At 47.3% G+C, this 16,613-nt stretch carries 13 protein-coding genes; 9 read left to right on the top strand and 4 right to left on the bottom strand.

Annotated elements, in window-relative coordinates; translation table 11 throughout:
• The first annotated feature begins 79 nt into the window (after positions 1-79).
• The 6 genes from MoGM_RS01575 to MoGM_RS01600 all read left to right on the top strand — a co-directional run bounded on the left by MoGM_RS01575 (position 80) and on the right by MoGM_RS01600 (position 7,946).
• Positions 80-1,735, top strand: coding sequence for an MFS transporter (locus MoGM_RS01575; protein ID WP_104368469.1), 1,656 nt, complete (start codon positions 80-82; stop codon positions 1,733-1,735).
• Positions 1,736-1,766: 31 nt separating this feature from the next.
• A complete protein-coding gene (locus MoGM_RS01580) occupies positions 1,767-3,140 on the top strand; it encodes a LysM peptidoglycan-binding domain-containing protein (RefSeq protein ID WP_104368470.1) in 1,374 nt (457 codons plus the stop codon).
• Between the two features lies 1 nt (position 3,141).
• A complete protein-coding gene (locus MoGM_RS01585) occupies positions 3,142-3,900 on the top strand; it encodes a porin family protein (protein WP_104368471.1) in 759 nt (252 codons plus the stop codon).
• A gap of 40 nt (positions 3,901-3,940) precedes the next feature.
• The gene (locus MoGM_RS01590; protein ID WP_104368472.1) at positions 3,941-5,461 is read left to right on the top strand and encodes a peptide MFS transporter; all 1,521 of its coding nucleotides are present in this window, start codon (positions 3,941-3,943) and stop codon (positions 5,459-5,461) included.
• On the top strand, positions 5,461-6,426 hold the full coding sequence (locus MoGM_RS01595) for an endonuclease/exonuclease/phosphatase family protein (RefSeq protein ID WP_104368473.1): 966 nt from the start codon (positions 5,461-5,463) through the stop codon (positions 6,424-6,426). The genes MoGM_RS01590 and MoGM_RS01595 overlap by 1 nt, the downstream gene beginning before the upstream one ends.
• 221 nt (positions 6,427-6,647) lie before the next feature.
• Positions 6,648-7,946 (top strand): DUF3078 domain-containing protein, encoded by a 1,299-nt coding sequence (locus MoGM_RS01600; protein ID WP_233210104.1) that lies wholly within the window; start codon positions 6,648-6,650, stop codon positions 7,944-7,946.
• Between the two features lie 17 nt (positions 7,947-7,963).
• Here the strand turns inward: MoGM_RS01600 and MoGM_RS01605 are convergent, their stop codons facing one another.
• From MoGM_RS01605 to MoGM_RS01615, 3 genes are all read right to left on the bottom strand, one after another.
• Positions 7,964-8,371, bottom strand: coding sequence for a DUF1573 domain-containing protein (locus MoGM_RS01605; protein WP_104368496.1), 408 nt, complete (start codon positions 8,369-8,371; stop codon positions 7,964-7,966).
• A 117-nt stretch (positions 8,372-8,488) separates the two neighbouring features.
• The gene (locus tag MoGM_RS01610; RefSeq protein ID WP_371410491.1) at positions 8,489-9,616 is read right to left on the bottom strand and encodes a glycoside hydrolase family 88 protein; all 1,128 of its coding nucleotides are present in this window, start codon (positions 9,614-9,616) and stop codon (positions 8,489-8,491) included.
• 131 nt (positions 9,617-9,747) lie between these two features.
• Positions 9,748-12,156, bottom strand: a complete 2,409-nt coding sequence (locus MoGM_RS01615) for a TIM-barrel domain-containing protein (RefSeq protein ID WP_104368474.1) — start codon at positions 12,154-12,156, stop codon at positions 9,748-9,750.
• Positions 12,157-12,791: 635 nt separating this feature from the next.
• Here MoGM_RS01615 and aspS point away from each other — a divergent pair.
• The 3 genes from aspS (at position 12,792) to MoGM_RS01630 (ending at position 15,434) form a co-directional block, all read left to right on the top strand.
• A complete protein-coding gene (aspS, locus tag MoGM_RS01620) occupies positions 12,792-14,555 on the top strand; it encodes an aspartate--tRNA ligase (RefSeq protein WP_104368475.1) in 1,764 nt (587 codons plus the stop codon).
• A gap of 174 nt (positions 14,556-14,729) precedes the next feature.
• Positions 14,730-15,026 carry a winged helix-turn-helix domain-containing protein gene (locus MoGM_RS01625; RefSeq protein ID WP_104368476.1) on the top strand — a complete coding sequence of 99 codons (297 nt, stop codon included), beginning with the start codon at positions 14,730-14,732 and terminating at the stop codon, positions 15,024-15,026.
• A 60-nt stretch (positions 15,027-15,086) separates the two neighbouring features.
• Positions 15,087-15,434: a hypothetical protein gene (locus MoGM_RS01630; RefSeq protein WP_233210106.1), complete on the top strand. Its 348-nt coding sequence runs from the start codon at positions 15,087-15,089 to the stop codon at positions 15,432-15,434.
• Between the two features lie 36 nt (positions 15,435-15,470).
• Here the strand turns inward: MoGM_RS01630 and MoGM_RS01635 are convergent, their stop codons facing one another.
• Complete coding sequence (locus MoGM_RS01635) at positions 15,471-16,610, bottom strand: glycosyltransferase family 1 protein (protein ID WP_104368477.1); 1,140 nt, start codon at positions 16,608-16,610, stop codon at positions 15,471-15,473.
• Positions 16,611-16,613 lie beyond the last annotated feature (3 nt).

Genomic DNA, 16,613 nt, shown 5'->3' on the forward strand with positions numbered 1-16,613 from the left:
ATACCGTTGTTGGCTTTTTAGTCTTACGGTATTAAAGTGCGAAAAAATATAGAAGTATATATAAAAACATAGTAGGAAAATGACTGAAAACATTAAAACAACACTCAGAGACTCTGCCGCCATACGCTGGATGGTGCTCATGTTTCTTGCTTTTGCCATGTTTTGTTCATACATATTCATGGACATTCTCTCTCCGATAAAAGACCTTATGCAGTCCACACGTGGCTGGGATTCCACAGCTTTCGGCACGATGCAAGGGTCGGAGACATTCCTTAACGTATTTGTTTTCTTCCTGATATTCGCCGGAATCATTCTCGACAAGATGGGAGTGCGCTTTACCGCCGTGTTGTCGGGACTGGTGATGCTCATCGGAGCCACCATAAACTGGTATGCGGTGACAGACAGTTTCATTGGAAGCGGTCTTGAAACATGGTTCAATAACAATCTTAATTATATTCCCGGATTTGACGAACTCGGTATATCTCCGTTCTATCTCGGTATGCCGGCATCGGCAAAGTTTGCCGCCGTGGGCTTCATGGTATTCGGTTGCGGTTGTGAAATGGCCGGAATTACGGTGTCGAGAGGTATCGTAAAATGGTTCAAGGGACGTGAAATGGCTCTCGCCATGGGTTCGGAAATGGCTCTTGCGCGTCTCGGTGTCGCTACATGTATGATATTCTCACCAGTGTTTGCGAGACTCGGAGGCGATATCGATGTTTCCCGCAGTGTGGCTTTCGGAGTTGTTCTGCTGATGATAGCCCTCATAATGTTCATTGTTTATTTCTTCATGGACAAGAAACTCGATGCCCAAACCGGTGAGGCGGAAGAAAAAGACGATCCGTTCAAGGTCAGCGATCTCGGCAAAATATTGTCGAGCAGCGGCTTTTGGCTCGTAGCGTTGCTTTGCGTTCTCTATTACTCTGCAATCTTCCCGTTCCAGAAGTATGCGGTAAACATGCTTCAATGCAACCTTACGTTTACCGAGGTTGACCCTGAATCGTTCTGGGCCGGTACCGCGGTTACGGTGATACAATATGTTATAATGCTCATTGTGGCAGCGGCTTCTTTCGCAAGCAATTTCTCAAAGAGGAAAGAAATGAAATACGGGCTGCTTGTGGTAGCCGTTGCGGCGTTGGTCGTTTTCTGTTATATGGGCTATATGAGACAGAGTGCAGAAACCGTATTTGCCGTGTTCCCGATTCTTGCCGTGGGTATCACTCCTATTCTCGGAAACTATGTGGATCATAAGGGCAAGGCGGCTTCGATGCTTGTTCTCGGTTCAGTTTTGCTTATAGCATGCCACCTTACGTTTGCTTTTGTGCTTCCCATGCTCAAGGGTAGCGGCGTTGGCGGTATAATGATTTCATATCTTACAATTCTTGTTCTCGGTGCGTCATTCTCGCTTGTTCCGGCTTCTTTGTGGCCGAGTGTGCCAAAGTTGGTCGACGCAAAGATTATAGGTAGTGCCTATGCGCTTATCTTCTGGATTCAGAATATCGGTCTTTGGCTCTTCCCGATGCTTATAGGTAAGGTACTCGACAGCACCAATCCTCAGCTTGTGTCTGACTTGCGGAACGGTGTGATTACTCCCGAGCAGGCAGCTGTGTCTTATGATTACACAGCGCCTTTGGTGATGCTGGCATGTCTCGGAGTGGCTGCTCTTGTGCTTGGCTTTATATTGAAAGCCGTGGATAAAAAGAAAGGACTCGGTCTTGAAGAGCCGAATATAAAATAACTGGTTGTTTGATACGGATAGGAAAAAGTGTATGAAACAAATCTTTAAATTTATATTGGTGTTTGTGCTGGTTGCTTTCCTTGCGGAGGAGGCAACCGCACAGACAACAAAATGGCGTGAAATACATAAGGTTAAGCGCAAGGAGACCATATTCGGCATTGCCCGTGATAATGGCCTTACGGTTGATGAGCTTATTGAGGCCAATCCCGAGATGACCAAGCCGGGCTATGAATTGAAGAAAGGAGATTTCATTTATATTCCTTTTCCGTCTAAGAACATAGACACGAATGCCGGTACGCAGACGGCATCGGCTGGTAATGCGCGTCAAGGTGCCGATGTGGATATGCGTAAGCGGGAGATCCGTATAGGCGTGATGTTGCCTCTGCATGACTATAACGGCGACGGACGCCGGATGGTGGAATACTATCGTGGTGTTTTGATGGCATGCGACAGTCTGAAGAAAAATGGTATATCGGTGGATATTCACGCATGGAACGTGCCTGAAGACGCTGATATTAAAAAGACACTCAGGGATAAAAACGCGGCTCTTTGCGATCTGATAATAGGGCCGTTATATTCCAAACAGGTGAAACCGCTGTCTGATTTCGCCAAGGCCCATGATATAAAAGTGCTCATACCGTTTTCGATAAACACATCGGAACTGTATTCCAACAGAAATATTTTCCAGGTGTATCAAAGTCCGAACGATTATAATGAGGCGGTGATCAATCGTTTTCTCGATAAGTTTGAGGGATATAATACCGTCTTTATAGATTGTAACGATACGACAAGTAAAAAAGGAATATTCACTTTCGGATTGCGGAGAAGGATGGAAGCGATGGGCAGACCACACACTATCACAAACTTGAAGTCAGGTGAGCAGGCCTTTGCCAAGGCATTCAGTACGGTCATGCCAAATGTAGTTATACTCAATACGGGGCGTTCTCCGGAATTAAATGTGGCTTTTGCGAAGATAAACAATCTCACGATGAAGAGCCCGAAGTATTCCGTTTCGATGTTCGGTTATACCGAGTGGATGATGTATACTAAGTATAATCTCGACAATTTCTATAAATACGATACTTATATCCCGGCCAATTTCTATACAAATCCGTTGTCGGCTCAAACCGCGCGCATAGAATTGAAGTATCGTTGGAATTTCCATGCGGACATGATGCAGGCTTTGCCGCGTTTCGCTATTACCGGCTTTGACCAGGCGTATTATTTCATCAAGGGCCTGCACTTGTACGGAAAGAGTTTCGTTGGCGCAAAAGGCGTTGTCGGCTATACTCCTATACAGACCCCGTTGAGTTTTGAACGAGTTGGAGACGGAGGTCATCAGAACCGTAGTATCTTGTTTGTCCATTATACCCTGGGGCATAAGATAGAGACCATATATTATTGATATGCGGAAAATTTTATTATCGATATCATTCCTTTTGCCAGCCGTTGCCGCCTTTTCGCAGGTCGGAGAGTACCGAAGTGAGTTGAGTGTGGGTGTCAACGGCGGTTATATAATGAGTAATGTAGGTTTCAATCCGGATATTCCGCAGACAAATTTGGGTGGTGTGACAGGCGGACTTACCTTGCGATACACATGCGAGAAATACTTCAAGAGTATTTGTGCCCTTGTCGGTGAAGTGAACATATCGCAGGTAGGATGGAAAGAAGACATACAGACGGTGGATGATTTACCTGTAATAAATGAGTATACAGGCCTCCCTGAGACTTATCAACGTCGCTTGACGTATATTCAGGTGCCGATGATGGCCCGCATGGGGTGGGGACGTGAACGGAAAGGACTGCAATTTTTCTTTCAGGCCGGACCGCAAGTAGGTTTTTTCCTTAACGATAAGGCAACGTCAAATTTTGATTATGACAAGCGGAACAAGGCCGATCGTGTAGGTGCCATGCGTGATGCCGCTCAGGATTCGCTTCCTATACAGCGTAAGTTTGATTATGGTATAGCCGCAGGTTTAGGACTTGAATACTCGCATCCTAAGTTCGGCCATATAATGCTTGAAGGGCGTTATTATTATGGTTTGGGTGATATCTTCGACAATTCGAAGCGCGATTATTTCGGGCGTAGTAACCTTGGTAATATTGTTGTTAAGCTGACATACCTCTTTGACATACGAAAATCCGATAATTCTAAAATTAAATAACATAAAAGCTGTATACGTAACATTCTAAAAATAATAAACTATGTTTGAAGGACAACCTAAAGGTCTTTATGCGTTGGCATTGGCCAACACCGGCGAGCGATTCGGTTATTACACCATGCTTGCCATCTTCGTACTGTTCTTGCAGGCCAATTTCGGATTTTCCGAGGGTGCGGCAGGAACTATTTACGGTGCTTTTTTGATGTTGGTCTATTTTTTGCCGCTTGTCGGTGGAATAATGGCCGATAAGTTCGGATTTGGCAAAATGGTTACGCTTGGCGTGCTCGTCATGTTTATCGGCTATCTGCTTCTCGCTTTACCGATGGGAACCGGTACTGTGGCACTTGTATGCATGTTCGGTGCTTTGGTGATGATAGGCTTTGGTACCGGACTTTTCAAAGGAAACTTACAGGTCATGGTTGGTAATCTTTACGATGCTCCAGAGTATTCCTCAAAACGTGACGCCGCTTTCAGTATCTTCTATATGGCTATAAATATAGGTGCAATGTTTGCCCCGAGTGCGGCTATAAAGGTGATGGATTGGGCACAACAGAGTCTTGGTGTCAGTGAAGAAGAGTCATATCACTATGCTTTCGGTGTGGCATGTCTGTCACTGATAGTGTCAATGGCGATATATTATGGTTTCCGTAGTACATTCAGGCATGCTGAGATAAATACTCCGAAGAGTGCTAAAAAGGATGCTGTTGCCGAGCAAAATGATAAATCCAGCGGTGTTTCCGATACCGAGCGTATCATAGCTCTGTGCCTCGTATATGCGGTTGTGATATTCTTCTGGATGGCATTCCATCAGAACGGACTTACCCTTACATATTTTGCCCGAGACTATACGGCTACGTCATCTACCGGTGTTGAGAGCATGATGTTCGATGTGTGGAACCTCGTTCTTTGCATCTTCATCGTGTATGCCCTCTTTTCCATGTTCCAGTCGAAGACCGTTCGCGGCCGCAGTATAGCCGGTGCGGTAATAGCAGCCTCTTTGGCCGCGCTTTTCTATAAATATACGAATCTTCCGGCTTCAACCGAAGTTGCCGCACCGATATTCCAACAGTTCAATCCTTGTTTCGTGATAGCGCTCACTCCGGTGTCTATTGCCATATTCGGCTGGTTGGCACGTAAGAACTGTGAGCCGTCCGCACCGCGCAAGATTGCTATCGGTATGCTTGTCGCTGCTTGCGGATTTATCATTATGACTATAGGTTCTTTGGGTCTTCTTGCTCCTGAGGCGCAGGCCGCTGCCGGTGATGCCGCGACCCGTGTGTCGCCGAATTGGTTGGTGTCAACCTATCTTGTGCTTACTTTCGGTGAGCTTCTGCTGTCTCCAATGGGAATATCGTTCGTCTCGAAAGTGGCTCCTGTGAAGTATAAGGGAATGATGATGGGAGGATGGTTTGTTGCCACTGCCATCGGAAATCAGCTCACGGCAGTTGCCGCATGGCTGTGGGGACTGCCGCTTTGGATGGTATGGGGCGTGCTTATAGTTCTCTGTCTCATTTCTGCCATCTTCATGTTCTCTATAATGAAACGTCTTGAACGTGTCTGCTGATGGCATTTAGCCTTCTACTCGTATCATTCCTCACGTTTGTCGAGCTTAATTGTGAGAATCTTTTCGATTGTAAGCATGACAGCCTGAGGAATGATACCGAGTTTCTTCCCGATTCACCACGTCGATGGAAACCATGGCGCTATTGGAAGAAACTCAATAACATTGCGCAATGTATAATCGCCACCGGTGAGTATCAAGGTCGTTCGGGCATACCTGATATTGTCGCTTTATGCGAGGTTGAGAATGACAGCGTGATGCGGGATCTAACCAAACGATCCCTTCTTAGAAATGCGGGATATGAGTATCTCATGACGGATTCCGGTGACCCGCGCGGAATGGATGTGGCTCTTTTATATTCACCTTTTTCTTTTGCTCCCTTAAATCATCGCTCTTTACGTGTCAAGCCGATGAAAGGCATGGAAGCTACACGTGATGTACTGTATGTTTCTGGTCGTATAATCACTGGCGATACGTTGCATGTCTTTGTCGTCCATGCACCCAGCCGCCGTTACGGTGAGCGTATCACGCGTCCGTATCGTATGGCTGTCGCCGAGGTGGTGGCGCGGAGTGTCGATTCGGTAAGAGCCTTGTCGCCACATGCCGACATAGTGGTGGCCGGTGATTTCAATGCCTATAATTCCGAACGCTCCGTTTCCAGATATATTTCCGGAGGACTTTTTGATGTCACGGCGGCAGCCAAGGGCAGCCGGGCCAAGGCCACTTACCGTTATAAAGGCCGTTGGGGCAGTCTCGATCATATTTTCATGAGCAAGTCGTTGCTTACGGCCGTTGATACGGCATATATTTATGATGCCCCTTTCCTTTTGGAGGACGACGCTGTTTATGGCGGTGTACGTCCTTATCGCACGTATAGCGGATATAAGTATTCCGCCGGTGGCACAAGCGATCATCTTCCGCTTAAAGTTGTGTTGAGAATAGACTGTTTGCGTGAGAGAAGGAGATAATAGCTTGTAAAAGACGCTAAACAGCCCGATAATTAACAGAAATTCACTACGTTGGGGATGTCTTTTGTTTAATAATTCTTAACTTTGCAAAAGATAACCGTCCGTTGACAATTCGTTTACCCACATATAAACGATATAGAGCTATGTCATCGGTATTGTCCGACGGGATGGTAGTTGCGACTTGTCTTTTCGTCATTTGGTTTCAACAATAATATATAGAGGTGAAATTTAGATATATCATAATTCTTTTTCTTGCCGTGGCGTTTACTTTTGACGCGACGGCACAGCGGCGTCCAAGGCGTGTGCAGAAAATAGATTCATTGGTTCTTGTAAGATCTTATATAGATTCCATTCCCGTTTTGCATGCCCGTATCGACTCATTGGTTAGGGCGAATGATTCTTTAAGCGCAGGTAGCGGTGACGGCCGTTACTACCGATTGTTCGCTCCGCTTACGTTTTATCATTCACCGGTGGCAAAGGCATTGTATTCCGAGCGTTCGGATAATAAGGGTGATAAGGTCGTGGATGCCGTGGATGCAGCTTTGCTCAGTGTATATCTCAATAAGCCGTGGCTTGTGATAAACGATGAGAGTAAACTCAAGCAGACAGGAACTCTGCTCACCGACATAGACACTCCGATACGACAGGAAATAAAAATGGCCGACAAGGCAGATCCTTTTATCGACGAGCCGGTGGGTGTGCCTGTCGGTGTGATGATAAAGAAACCTAACTTTTGGACATTTTCAGGAGACCAGAATTTGCAGTTCATGCAGAATTATCTGTCTGAAAACTGGCATAAGGGAGGTGAGAGCAACTATTCGTTGGTGGCAAATGTGGTGTTGAACGCAAACTACAATAACAAGCAAAGGCTTAAATTCGACAATAAGCTTGAGCTGAAACTTGGCTTCCAAACCTCCCGTTCCGACACTTTGCACAAGTTCAAGACCAATTCTGACCTTATCCGATATACAGGTAAACTCGGTATACAGGCTGCAAATAAATGGTATTATACTTTGCAGGTACTTGCATATACGCAGTTTACTAAAGGTCTGAAAGCAAACGATAAGTATGTGTATTCGGATTTCATGTCGCCTTTTACGTTAAACCTCGGTCTCGGTATGGACTACTCTGTGGAGACTAAAAACAAGAGGCTTACCGGAAATATAAACATGTCTTTCCTTTCGTTCAACTTCAAGTATGTGGATCGGAAGTCGCTGAACGGCCGTAACGGAATAGTAGGCAATCATCATACGGGTGAGGATTTCGGTTCACAACTTACGACCAACCTCACATGGAACATAAATGATATGATGAAGTGGCAGACACGTCTTTATTGTTTCACCACCTATGAACGTTATCTTATGGAGTGGGAAAACACTTTCACCCTTAAAGTCAGCAAGTATATCAGTGCCAATATATTCATCTATCCGCGCTTTGACGATTCGACAAAGCGTGATGAAGACTGGAACTTCTGGCAGTTGAAAGAATATAGTTCGCTCGGTTTCAGCTACTCGTTCTGAGATAGCTGAAACCAGTTTTACTGCTTGGCCTCTTCCATGTCACCCTCTACATAGAGGCGTGTCATCTCTACCACACCGTTTGTTCTCACAGTGATGGATTTCTTAAAATGTCCTGGAAACTTTCCCGTCCCGTTGTATGTCACTTTCAGTTGTCCTTTCTGTCCCGGCATCACAGGGGCTTTCGTGTATTCAGGCACTGTGCATCCGCAGCTGGCTACGGCCTGGTTTATTATCAGCGGGGCGTCTCCGGTGTTTGTGTATGTGAACACGCATGTCACTTTTGGAGATGATTCTGAGAATTTTCCAAAGTTGTGTGTTGTCTTGTCAAATTTGATCTCTGCGCCTTTTTTGCCGCCGGCATGCTGAGCCATAGCGATGGTCAGTCCGCATATCAGCATCAGCGACATCAATAATATTTTTCTCATTGTCATTAAAATATATGTTATTACTGAATAATTAAAGGCAAAAATAGCCATTTTTGTTATAATGACATACTTTTGCCTTTGTTTTTTTTATACTTTAACTATTCTTTCCTTGTCGTGTTATTTCTCGCCGCCGAGCAGTTTGTAGTATTCCACTGCTCCGAGCAGGAAGCATCCCACACCGTAGTCGTCGAAGTCGGGTACCTTGTCGTAGGTCACGGGCTGGCCTGCCGACGGGTCTTTGCCTGTGCCCTGCATGTATCCCAGGAATCCATCGGAGTGCACGGCGTCTTTCACCATTGCGTCCCATGCCTTGTCGACTATCGGCCTGTAAACTTTCTCTTTGAGGTATCCTTTGCGCATGCCCCAGCACATTCCGTATACGAATAGCGACGTACCGGTGATTTCTTTTCCGCCGTATGTCACGGGAGATACAAGGCTCACATTCCAGAAACCGTCTTCACGCTGGCATTTAGACAGTCCTTCGCACATCATCACAAAGTCTTTCTTGATCTCTTTGTATATCTTGTCTTTGGGAGACAGTTGGTCCATTACTCTCACGTATGCGGCGAGTACCCATCCGTTGCCTCTTGACCAGTAGCAGTCTTTACCGTCTTTCTCTTTATACGGCGGAACATAGTCGGCATCGCGCCACCACAGTCCGTCCTTTACGTTGAACAGTCCGCCTCCGCACTCGTTCCGGCTCCAGCGGTACATCTTCATGGCATGCTCTATGTATGAGCGGTCGCCGGTGATTTTATACATCTGGGCGTATACGGGCATAGCCATCTGTATGGCGTCTATCCATGTCCAGTATCCCACGGTCGGCTCTTTCATCTGTCCTTGCAGATTGTCGCGTGTGGGGCGGAGCATTGTCGAGTCGCCTGTCATCATGAATCTCTCGAGATACGTCTGGCTGCAGCACTGGTCGTCGGCGTGGCGTGTCTTGATGCCGTTGCGCGGTGTCCACTGATGGAAATTAGCCCACTTGTCCGTATAGTCGATATACTTCTGGTTCTTGTCTATGCCGTAAAGGGCCATCAGTCCCTCGTAGTATACGGCACGTGTCCACAGGTGGCTCGGTCGTATCCTTTTTACGTTTGTGGGCAGTGTGGGGTCTTCATACTTAGCCATGAAGTAATCATTGGCTTTTCTCGCAGTGTTGAGCACTTCCGTTTGTTTCGTAGTCTGTGCCGCTGCCGGGAGCATCATTGCCGCCGCGGCGAAAAGTGTGATTAGTTTTTTCATTATTGTAATTTGATGTTTTCGGTTACAAAGATAGCATAAAAAAGTGATATACGGAAGAATGTGTGAAGTAATTGAATGGTGATACAGCCTAAATCTTCCGTATGCTGCCATGGCTTTGTTTTCCGTATATGCTAAAACCTTACAGTCGTTTTCTTCCCGTTATAGTTCACTGTGCGATATTCGTGTGGCAGTTTTACTATAAACACTCTCTCGCTTTGCATCCCCGGGAAACATCCTTGACGATTGTCTATGGTGAGCTTGCGTTTTTTCTCGTTCCATATAAGGCGTATTGAAGACCGCGCGCCATGCTCGTAATTATAGTTGTCGCCCTCGTCTTCATACAGTTCGAACGTAACGTCGGCTCCCGGGTAGATGTTTAAGGTTATCGGCTTGCCCGTTTGTGCGGCAGTATGTTCTGCCACTTCGGTTGTGGGTATTATGCTGCCGCACCTCACGAACAGTGGCAACTTGTCTGTTTCCACTTTCATTTCCAGCCATTGTCCGCCGCTGTATGTAGTGCCGTTGAAGTAGTCTGTCCAGTCCGTTCCGGCCGGAAGGTACACTTTTCTGTGTGTTTTTTCGGCAATGGGGCAAGTTATCGGGCATACGAGAAAATCTCCGAACATATATTCGTCTTTCATGTCGAGTACTGTCTGGTCGGTCGGGAAGTCGAAAGCAGCCGGGCGTGCCATGGTGTAGCTGTGCATGGTTTGCCGTGCTGCCATGCTGTATATGTATGGTATCAGGGTGTAGCGCAGGTTTATCATTTTCAATATGGCGTCGTAATACGGTGTCCCTGGTTCGCCGAACTGCCATATCTCGCGCGGTGTGTCGCTTCCGTGGCTGCGGAGCATGGGCAGGAATGTAGCCCATTGAAACATTCGTGTGTAGTATTCTTTGTATGCGTCGTCTTTCACTCCGTCGGGAAACTCGCCCGTGTAGAACCACCGCCGTCCGTCGTCGCGCGTGAAGAACGAGCCTACGTCCACAGTCCAATATGGATTGCCTGTTGCCATGTAGTTCAGGCCGGCAGGTATCTGTTGGCGAAATGATTTCCATGATGCGTGCGTGTCGCCGTTCCACACTATCGTACCGTAGCGCTGTTGCCCGGCATATGAGCTGCGTGTGAGGTTCACTACCCGTTTGCTGTCAGTCGTCAACCGTTGGTTCTCGTATATTCCCTGCGAGTGATATAGCGAGTAGAGGCTGCCGCGTTCGGCTCCGAGAGCGTCGCCAAGTATGTCTTTGTTCAGCTGCCAGCGGCGTTCGTGGTCGTCCCGGCCATACGGTTTGCCGTCTTTCTGGTCGGGGATTTTGTTCCAGTCGCCGTCAAGAGGTTCGCTGCTGTCGCACCACCATGCGTCAAAACCTCGTGAGAAAAACTCATCGTAGGCGTATTTCCAATAGAGTTTGCGTGCCTCGGCGTTGAAAGCGTCGTATACCGAGTGTTCGAGCATGAACCCTCTGCCGCGGAAATCACTCTCCTCGGGGCAGTACTGCGGGTTGGGCCAGATACTTATCATCAGTTTGGCGTTCATCGCATGCACCGAGTCGGCGAGAGCTTTCGGGTCGGGATAGTGCTTTGGGTTCATTTTCATGTATCCCCATCCTTCCGGCCAGTAGTTCCAGTCCTGTACTATCATGTCTATTGGCACATGCCGCCGGCGGTATTCGCGGAGGGTGCTGATAATGTCGTCCGACGATACATAACGCTCTTTGGACTGCGTGTATCCGAACACATATCTCGGCATGAGCGACACTTTTCCCGTGAGATGGCGATAGCCCGCCACTATGTCGTCGGGCTTTTCACCTCTTATGAAGTAGTAGTCCACGGTTTTTGCCGCGTCAAGCTCCATGGAAAATCCCGAGGTTTCCGCATGCCCGTCTGCCGTCTGTCCGCAGGGGCTGAATTTCATGGCGCAGCCGGCGTCGAACAGCAATCCGTAGCCGCCCGTCGTCACAATTACCGGTACCATCGCTTTAAGGTTGTGCTGGGTGAGATAAATCGTCTTTCCCCTCAGGTTCATGTAGTCTTCCATGTGTGATCCGAGTCCGTACACGGCCTCCGGGCCACAGTATGAGAAGTTCACTTTGTAGCGTGTGTATGTGCCTGTTGTGTCGCGGCGCATGATGTCCTTTACTGTCACTTTCCCGTTTGCCGTCTCCTCCATTCGCGCCGTCTTGTCGTTATATACGATGCGCTCCCTGAATACCGTCTCGGCCTCATGTGGCAGTGCCGTGTTTTCCTTGAACAGTGTTTTGCCGGTCTTCCTGTCCGTGAATGTCACGGCGCCGCTTGTCTTGTCTATCGTTACCGTGAGTGCGGATGAGGTGAGGATGCGGCTTTCCGTGGTCTCTTTGTGTTTTACTTTCACGTCTTTCCTCTCATACACGCATACTCCCGTTCCATTGTCCGTAGGCTCATTGCCTGTCGTCCACCGTACCCTTACGATTTCCGGGGTGATAAATTCCACGGTCGGTTGTTGGGCGCTGGCTGCGAGCGTCATGGCGCAGAGCAGTGTGATGATGTGTCGTTTCATAAAAACAGGTATTTATAGTCTGTTTACAAAGATACTCAAATCATTCCGATTAAGAATGTGAAAGTAATAATAAAGTCATGAATTTAACACTTTATTTTTCCTTGAAATAGAAAAGCGATGCGATATATGTCGCTATATGCATTACGATAGGCAGAAATACGGAAAAGGGATTCTTCTGCATTTAGACGCTCGTTGGAGTGCGTTGGGCCGTTAATTGCGATGCGTTTAGACGCTCGTTGCATTGCAACGGACATCCCGTTGCAATGCAACGAGCGTCTAAACGCAAAAACACCCCTAAGTTAGTCGGGTATATCTGGTGCCAGAATAAGGTGTTGTAAATGTATTTTATTTATATACAGGCGGTTGCGTGAAATCGTGAAATGCGACAGTATTTTCGGCCGTGGGATTTTTATTTTTTAACGAACAATTTATAAGCGACTTTTTGTCATCTTTTTTCGCATTTGTCTGTTGCTGATAGCCTTGTGCCTTTCATATTGCTGTCAGCGGGTATCGGGGCATGCTCCGATCGTATACCGAGGCCATAGTTTTAAAAAGAAGTCAATAATTTGCTTGTTTCCGCATTTTTGTATAATTTTGCATACAATAATAAGAATAAAAGTCAATAACACTTAATTATGTATAGAAGTAAGACTTGTGGAGAGCTGCGACTCTCCGATGCGGGCAGCGTGGTCACGCTTGCCGGATGGGTACAGCGGAGCCGCAAGATGGGCGGTATGACGTTCGTCGATTTGCGCGACAGATACGGAATCACTCAGTTGGTGTTTAACGAGGCTGTGGATGCCGCCCTTTGCGAGCGGGCCAACAGGCTCGGCCGAGAGTACTGCATCCAGGTCAAGGGTACGGTAAGCGAGCGCGAGAGCAAAAACAATAATATAGCCACAGGCGACATTGAGATCATCGCCTCCGAACTTAATGTGCTGAGCGAGAGCGCCACCCCTCCATTCACTATCGAAGACAATACAGACGGCGGAGACGACATCCGCATGAAATACCGTTATCTTGACTTGCGCCGTAATGCCGTGCGCGGCAACATGGAGTTGCGCCACCGCATGACGATACTGATCAGAAACTTTCTTGACTCAAAGGACTTCATAGAGGTGGAGACTCCCATCCTCATCGGTTCAACCCCCGAGGGCGCACGTGATTTCGTGGTGCCGTCGCGTATGAATCCGGGACAGTTCTATGCACTGCCGCAGAGTCCGCAGACACTTAAACAGCTGCTGATGGTGAGCGGTTTCGACCGTTACTTCCAGATAGCCAAGTGTTTCCGTGACGAGGATTTGCGTGCCGACCGTCAGCCGGAATTCACTCAGATAGACTGTGAGATGAGTTTTGTAGAGCAAGACGATGTGATAGATTTGTTTGAGGACATGGCCCGTCACCTGTTCAAGGAGGTGCGCGGTGTGGAACTTCCGGCAAAGCTCACTCAGATGACATGGCACGACGCCATGCGGCGTTTCGGCAGCGACAAGCCCGATCTGCGTTTCGGTATGGAATTTGTTGAACTGATGGATGTACTCAAAGGTACAGGCACATTCTCTGTGTTCGACAGTGCCGAGTATATCGGAGGTATATGCGTGCCGGGGTGCGCCGACTATACCCGCAAGCAACTCGACCAGCTTACAGATTTCGTGAAGCGTCCTCAGGTAGGTGCCAAGGGACTTGTATATGTTAAGTTCAATGCCGATGGCACGGTTAAGTCAAGCGTAGATAAGTTTTACTCGCCTGAGGTGTTGCAGGCGTTGAAGGAGAAGATGGGCGCCGCAGACGGTGATCTTGTCCTCATTCTCAGCGGCGACAAGGCCAACAAGACACGTACCCAGCTCTGCACATTGCGTCTTGAGATGGGCGACAGGCTGGGATTGCGCGACAAAGACAGGTTCGAGTGCCTATGGATTGTGGACTTCCCGCTTTTCGAGTGGAGCGACGAGGAGCAGCGCCTGATGGCCACACACCATCCGTTCACCATGCCCAACCCCGACGATATACCTCTGCTCGATGAGCATCCCGAGCGTGTTCGTGCCAGAGCTTATGACTTTGTGTGCAACGGAATAGAGTTGGGAGGCGGCAGTTTGCGTATACACGACGGCAAGCTTCAGGAGAAAATGTTCCGTATTCTCGGTTTTACGCCCGAGCGGGCCATGGCTCAGTTCGGATTTCTCATAAATGCGTTCAAGTATGGTGCGCCGCCTCATGCCGGTCTGGCGTTCGGTCTCGATCGCTTCGTGAGCGTGATGGCCGGTCTTGATTCCATACGCGACTGCATAGCTTTCCCCAAAAACAACAGCGGACGCGATGTAATGCTTGACGCACCAGGTGAACTTGATCCTAAACAACTGGATGAGCTTCAATTAAAACTTGATATACGTCAAGAATAATAACGGCTGCCCGTGATTTATATCAAGAATGGTGATAAAAATCTTTTAAATAGTTGAAACTTAGCTAATTATTGTAATAAAAAATTTGCAGTTAATAATAAAAAGCGTACTTTTGCATCCGAAGTGATAACAAAAAGAAATTAAATCACTCGTTAGAGTATTATATTTTTTATTATGGCAGAAAAGAAAACTGTAAAGAAAGAGACTGCGACAAAGGCAGCGGAGACGAAGAAGACAACCGTGAAGAAAGCCGCAACGGCTAAAAAGACAGTTGTGTCATTCAATGCTGAGAATGTAGGATTTAAAGCAGGTGATGTCTATCAGGCACTTGCAGCCTCAGGGAAAGCCTTGACATTGAAAGAGATTACAAAAGCGGCAGGTATCAGCGAGGAGGAGACTCTTCTTGGAATGGGCTGGCTCTTCAAGGAAGGCAAGATTGTTTCAGTGGAAGATAAGATTACATTGGCTTAAATTTATAATGTGATACATTTAAGGAAAGGCCGGTATGCATAGGTATTACCGGCCTTTTTTATGGTCAAGATGACATACGACAAACAGATATTAAGAATAATGTCCGAAGCCGGAAACGGCGGAATAAGCGTGCAGGTATTGGCGAAGCATGTTTATAACATGAACTGCGGCTTGTTCTCTTCTCCCGATATTGGCGAAATTCATCGCTATGTGCAGCAGTATCTTTCGAGAAATTCCAAATCGTCTCAATCGTTGATAGAGAGCACAGGGCGTAGAGGGTATTACAGATTGAACACCGATAACAGTGATGACGCACGACAGCTGATGCTCGAATTTCGTGACGAGACTGTGGTGGTGAAAGAGGAAGTGCCTCCGGTTAGAGATCTTTCACTCGATTTGTTTGTCTGAATGAATAGGTCCGTTTGTGGCGGTATGTCGCTTTTTTCACCGTATTTCCTTTATCTCATTAAAAACGTTGGCATATAGCCGCAGCAGTTCTTCGGCCGTTTTTCTCCATGAGAACAGTTTTGTCCGTTTATGTCCTATGCTTTTTTGACTTTGATAAAAGGCAGGGTCGTTTTCCAATTTAAGCATCATAGCGGCTATCTCATCGGCATTTTCCGGGTCTATGAGAGCGGCATCGCTGCCAGCTATCTCTGGCATCGACGAGCGGTTGGCCGTTATTGTCGGCGTGTCGCAGGCCATGGCTTCGAGCAACGGTATGCCGAAACTTTCTCTTAACGAGGTATACAGAAAAGCGAAAGCGTTTCCGTATATGCCGGGCAGGTCTGTGTTGGCGATATATCCGGGTGCCGATATGTTATCCATCACATGCTCTATTCCGTTGGCTTTCAGAATTTCCGCTATATATTCTGGCGACAGGTCTGCAACGAGCAGTTTTCTCTTTATGTCCGAGTGTTTCAAGTATTTGGAGTAGGCAACGAGTGTCCGTTCCGTGTTTTTCTTCGGATCCGTGTTACCCAGGAAGAAGAAATAGTCCTTTTCGCCGATGTGTTTTCTATAGTTGCCGTCTTCATTGTCAGCCGGTACGAACCATTCGTTATATCCGTTGTATATCCTTGTCACCTGCTTGTCTTTCAGGTGTAGTTTTTTGAGTATGTTGTTTCGCTCAAAGTCTGATACGGTGATTATTCTATGGCACTTTGATATTATTCTCGGTACAACGAGCCTGCGATACAGCCACCCCATGTTTTGATACAGCGACTTGTTCTTTTTGTCTCTCGGTTCGAGGAAAATGATGTCGTGCAGTGTGAGAACAAGCGGTATGCCTCCGGTGAATATGGGGGCGGTGTTGCTTGTGCAGTGCAGAATGTCTACCTTGTCGTGCTTTGCCGCACGCGGCAGTGCATACTGTTCCCATAGCGGATACGACGGACATCTAGTCTCACGGATATGAACGTTGGACGATTCTGTCAGGCAAATGTCTTCCCCTGGTTTCACATATACGAAGTATTCGTTTTCCGTATCAATATTTTGCAATTCGCGTATTTCCTGCAAAACCACATAGTCCATGCCATGTTTGTTTTTCCGGAAAACTCTCTGCGCCTCTATCCCTATTCTCATCGT

The sequence above is a fragment of the Prevotella sp. MGM1 genome (assembly GCF_002933775.1).
Lineage (GTDB): Bacteria > Bacteroidota > Bacteroidia > Bacteroidales > Bacteroidaceae > Prevotella.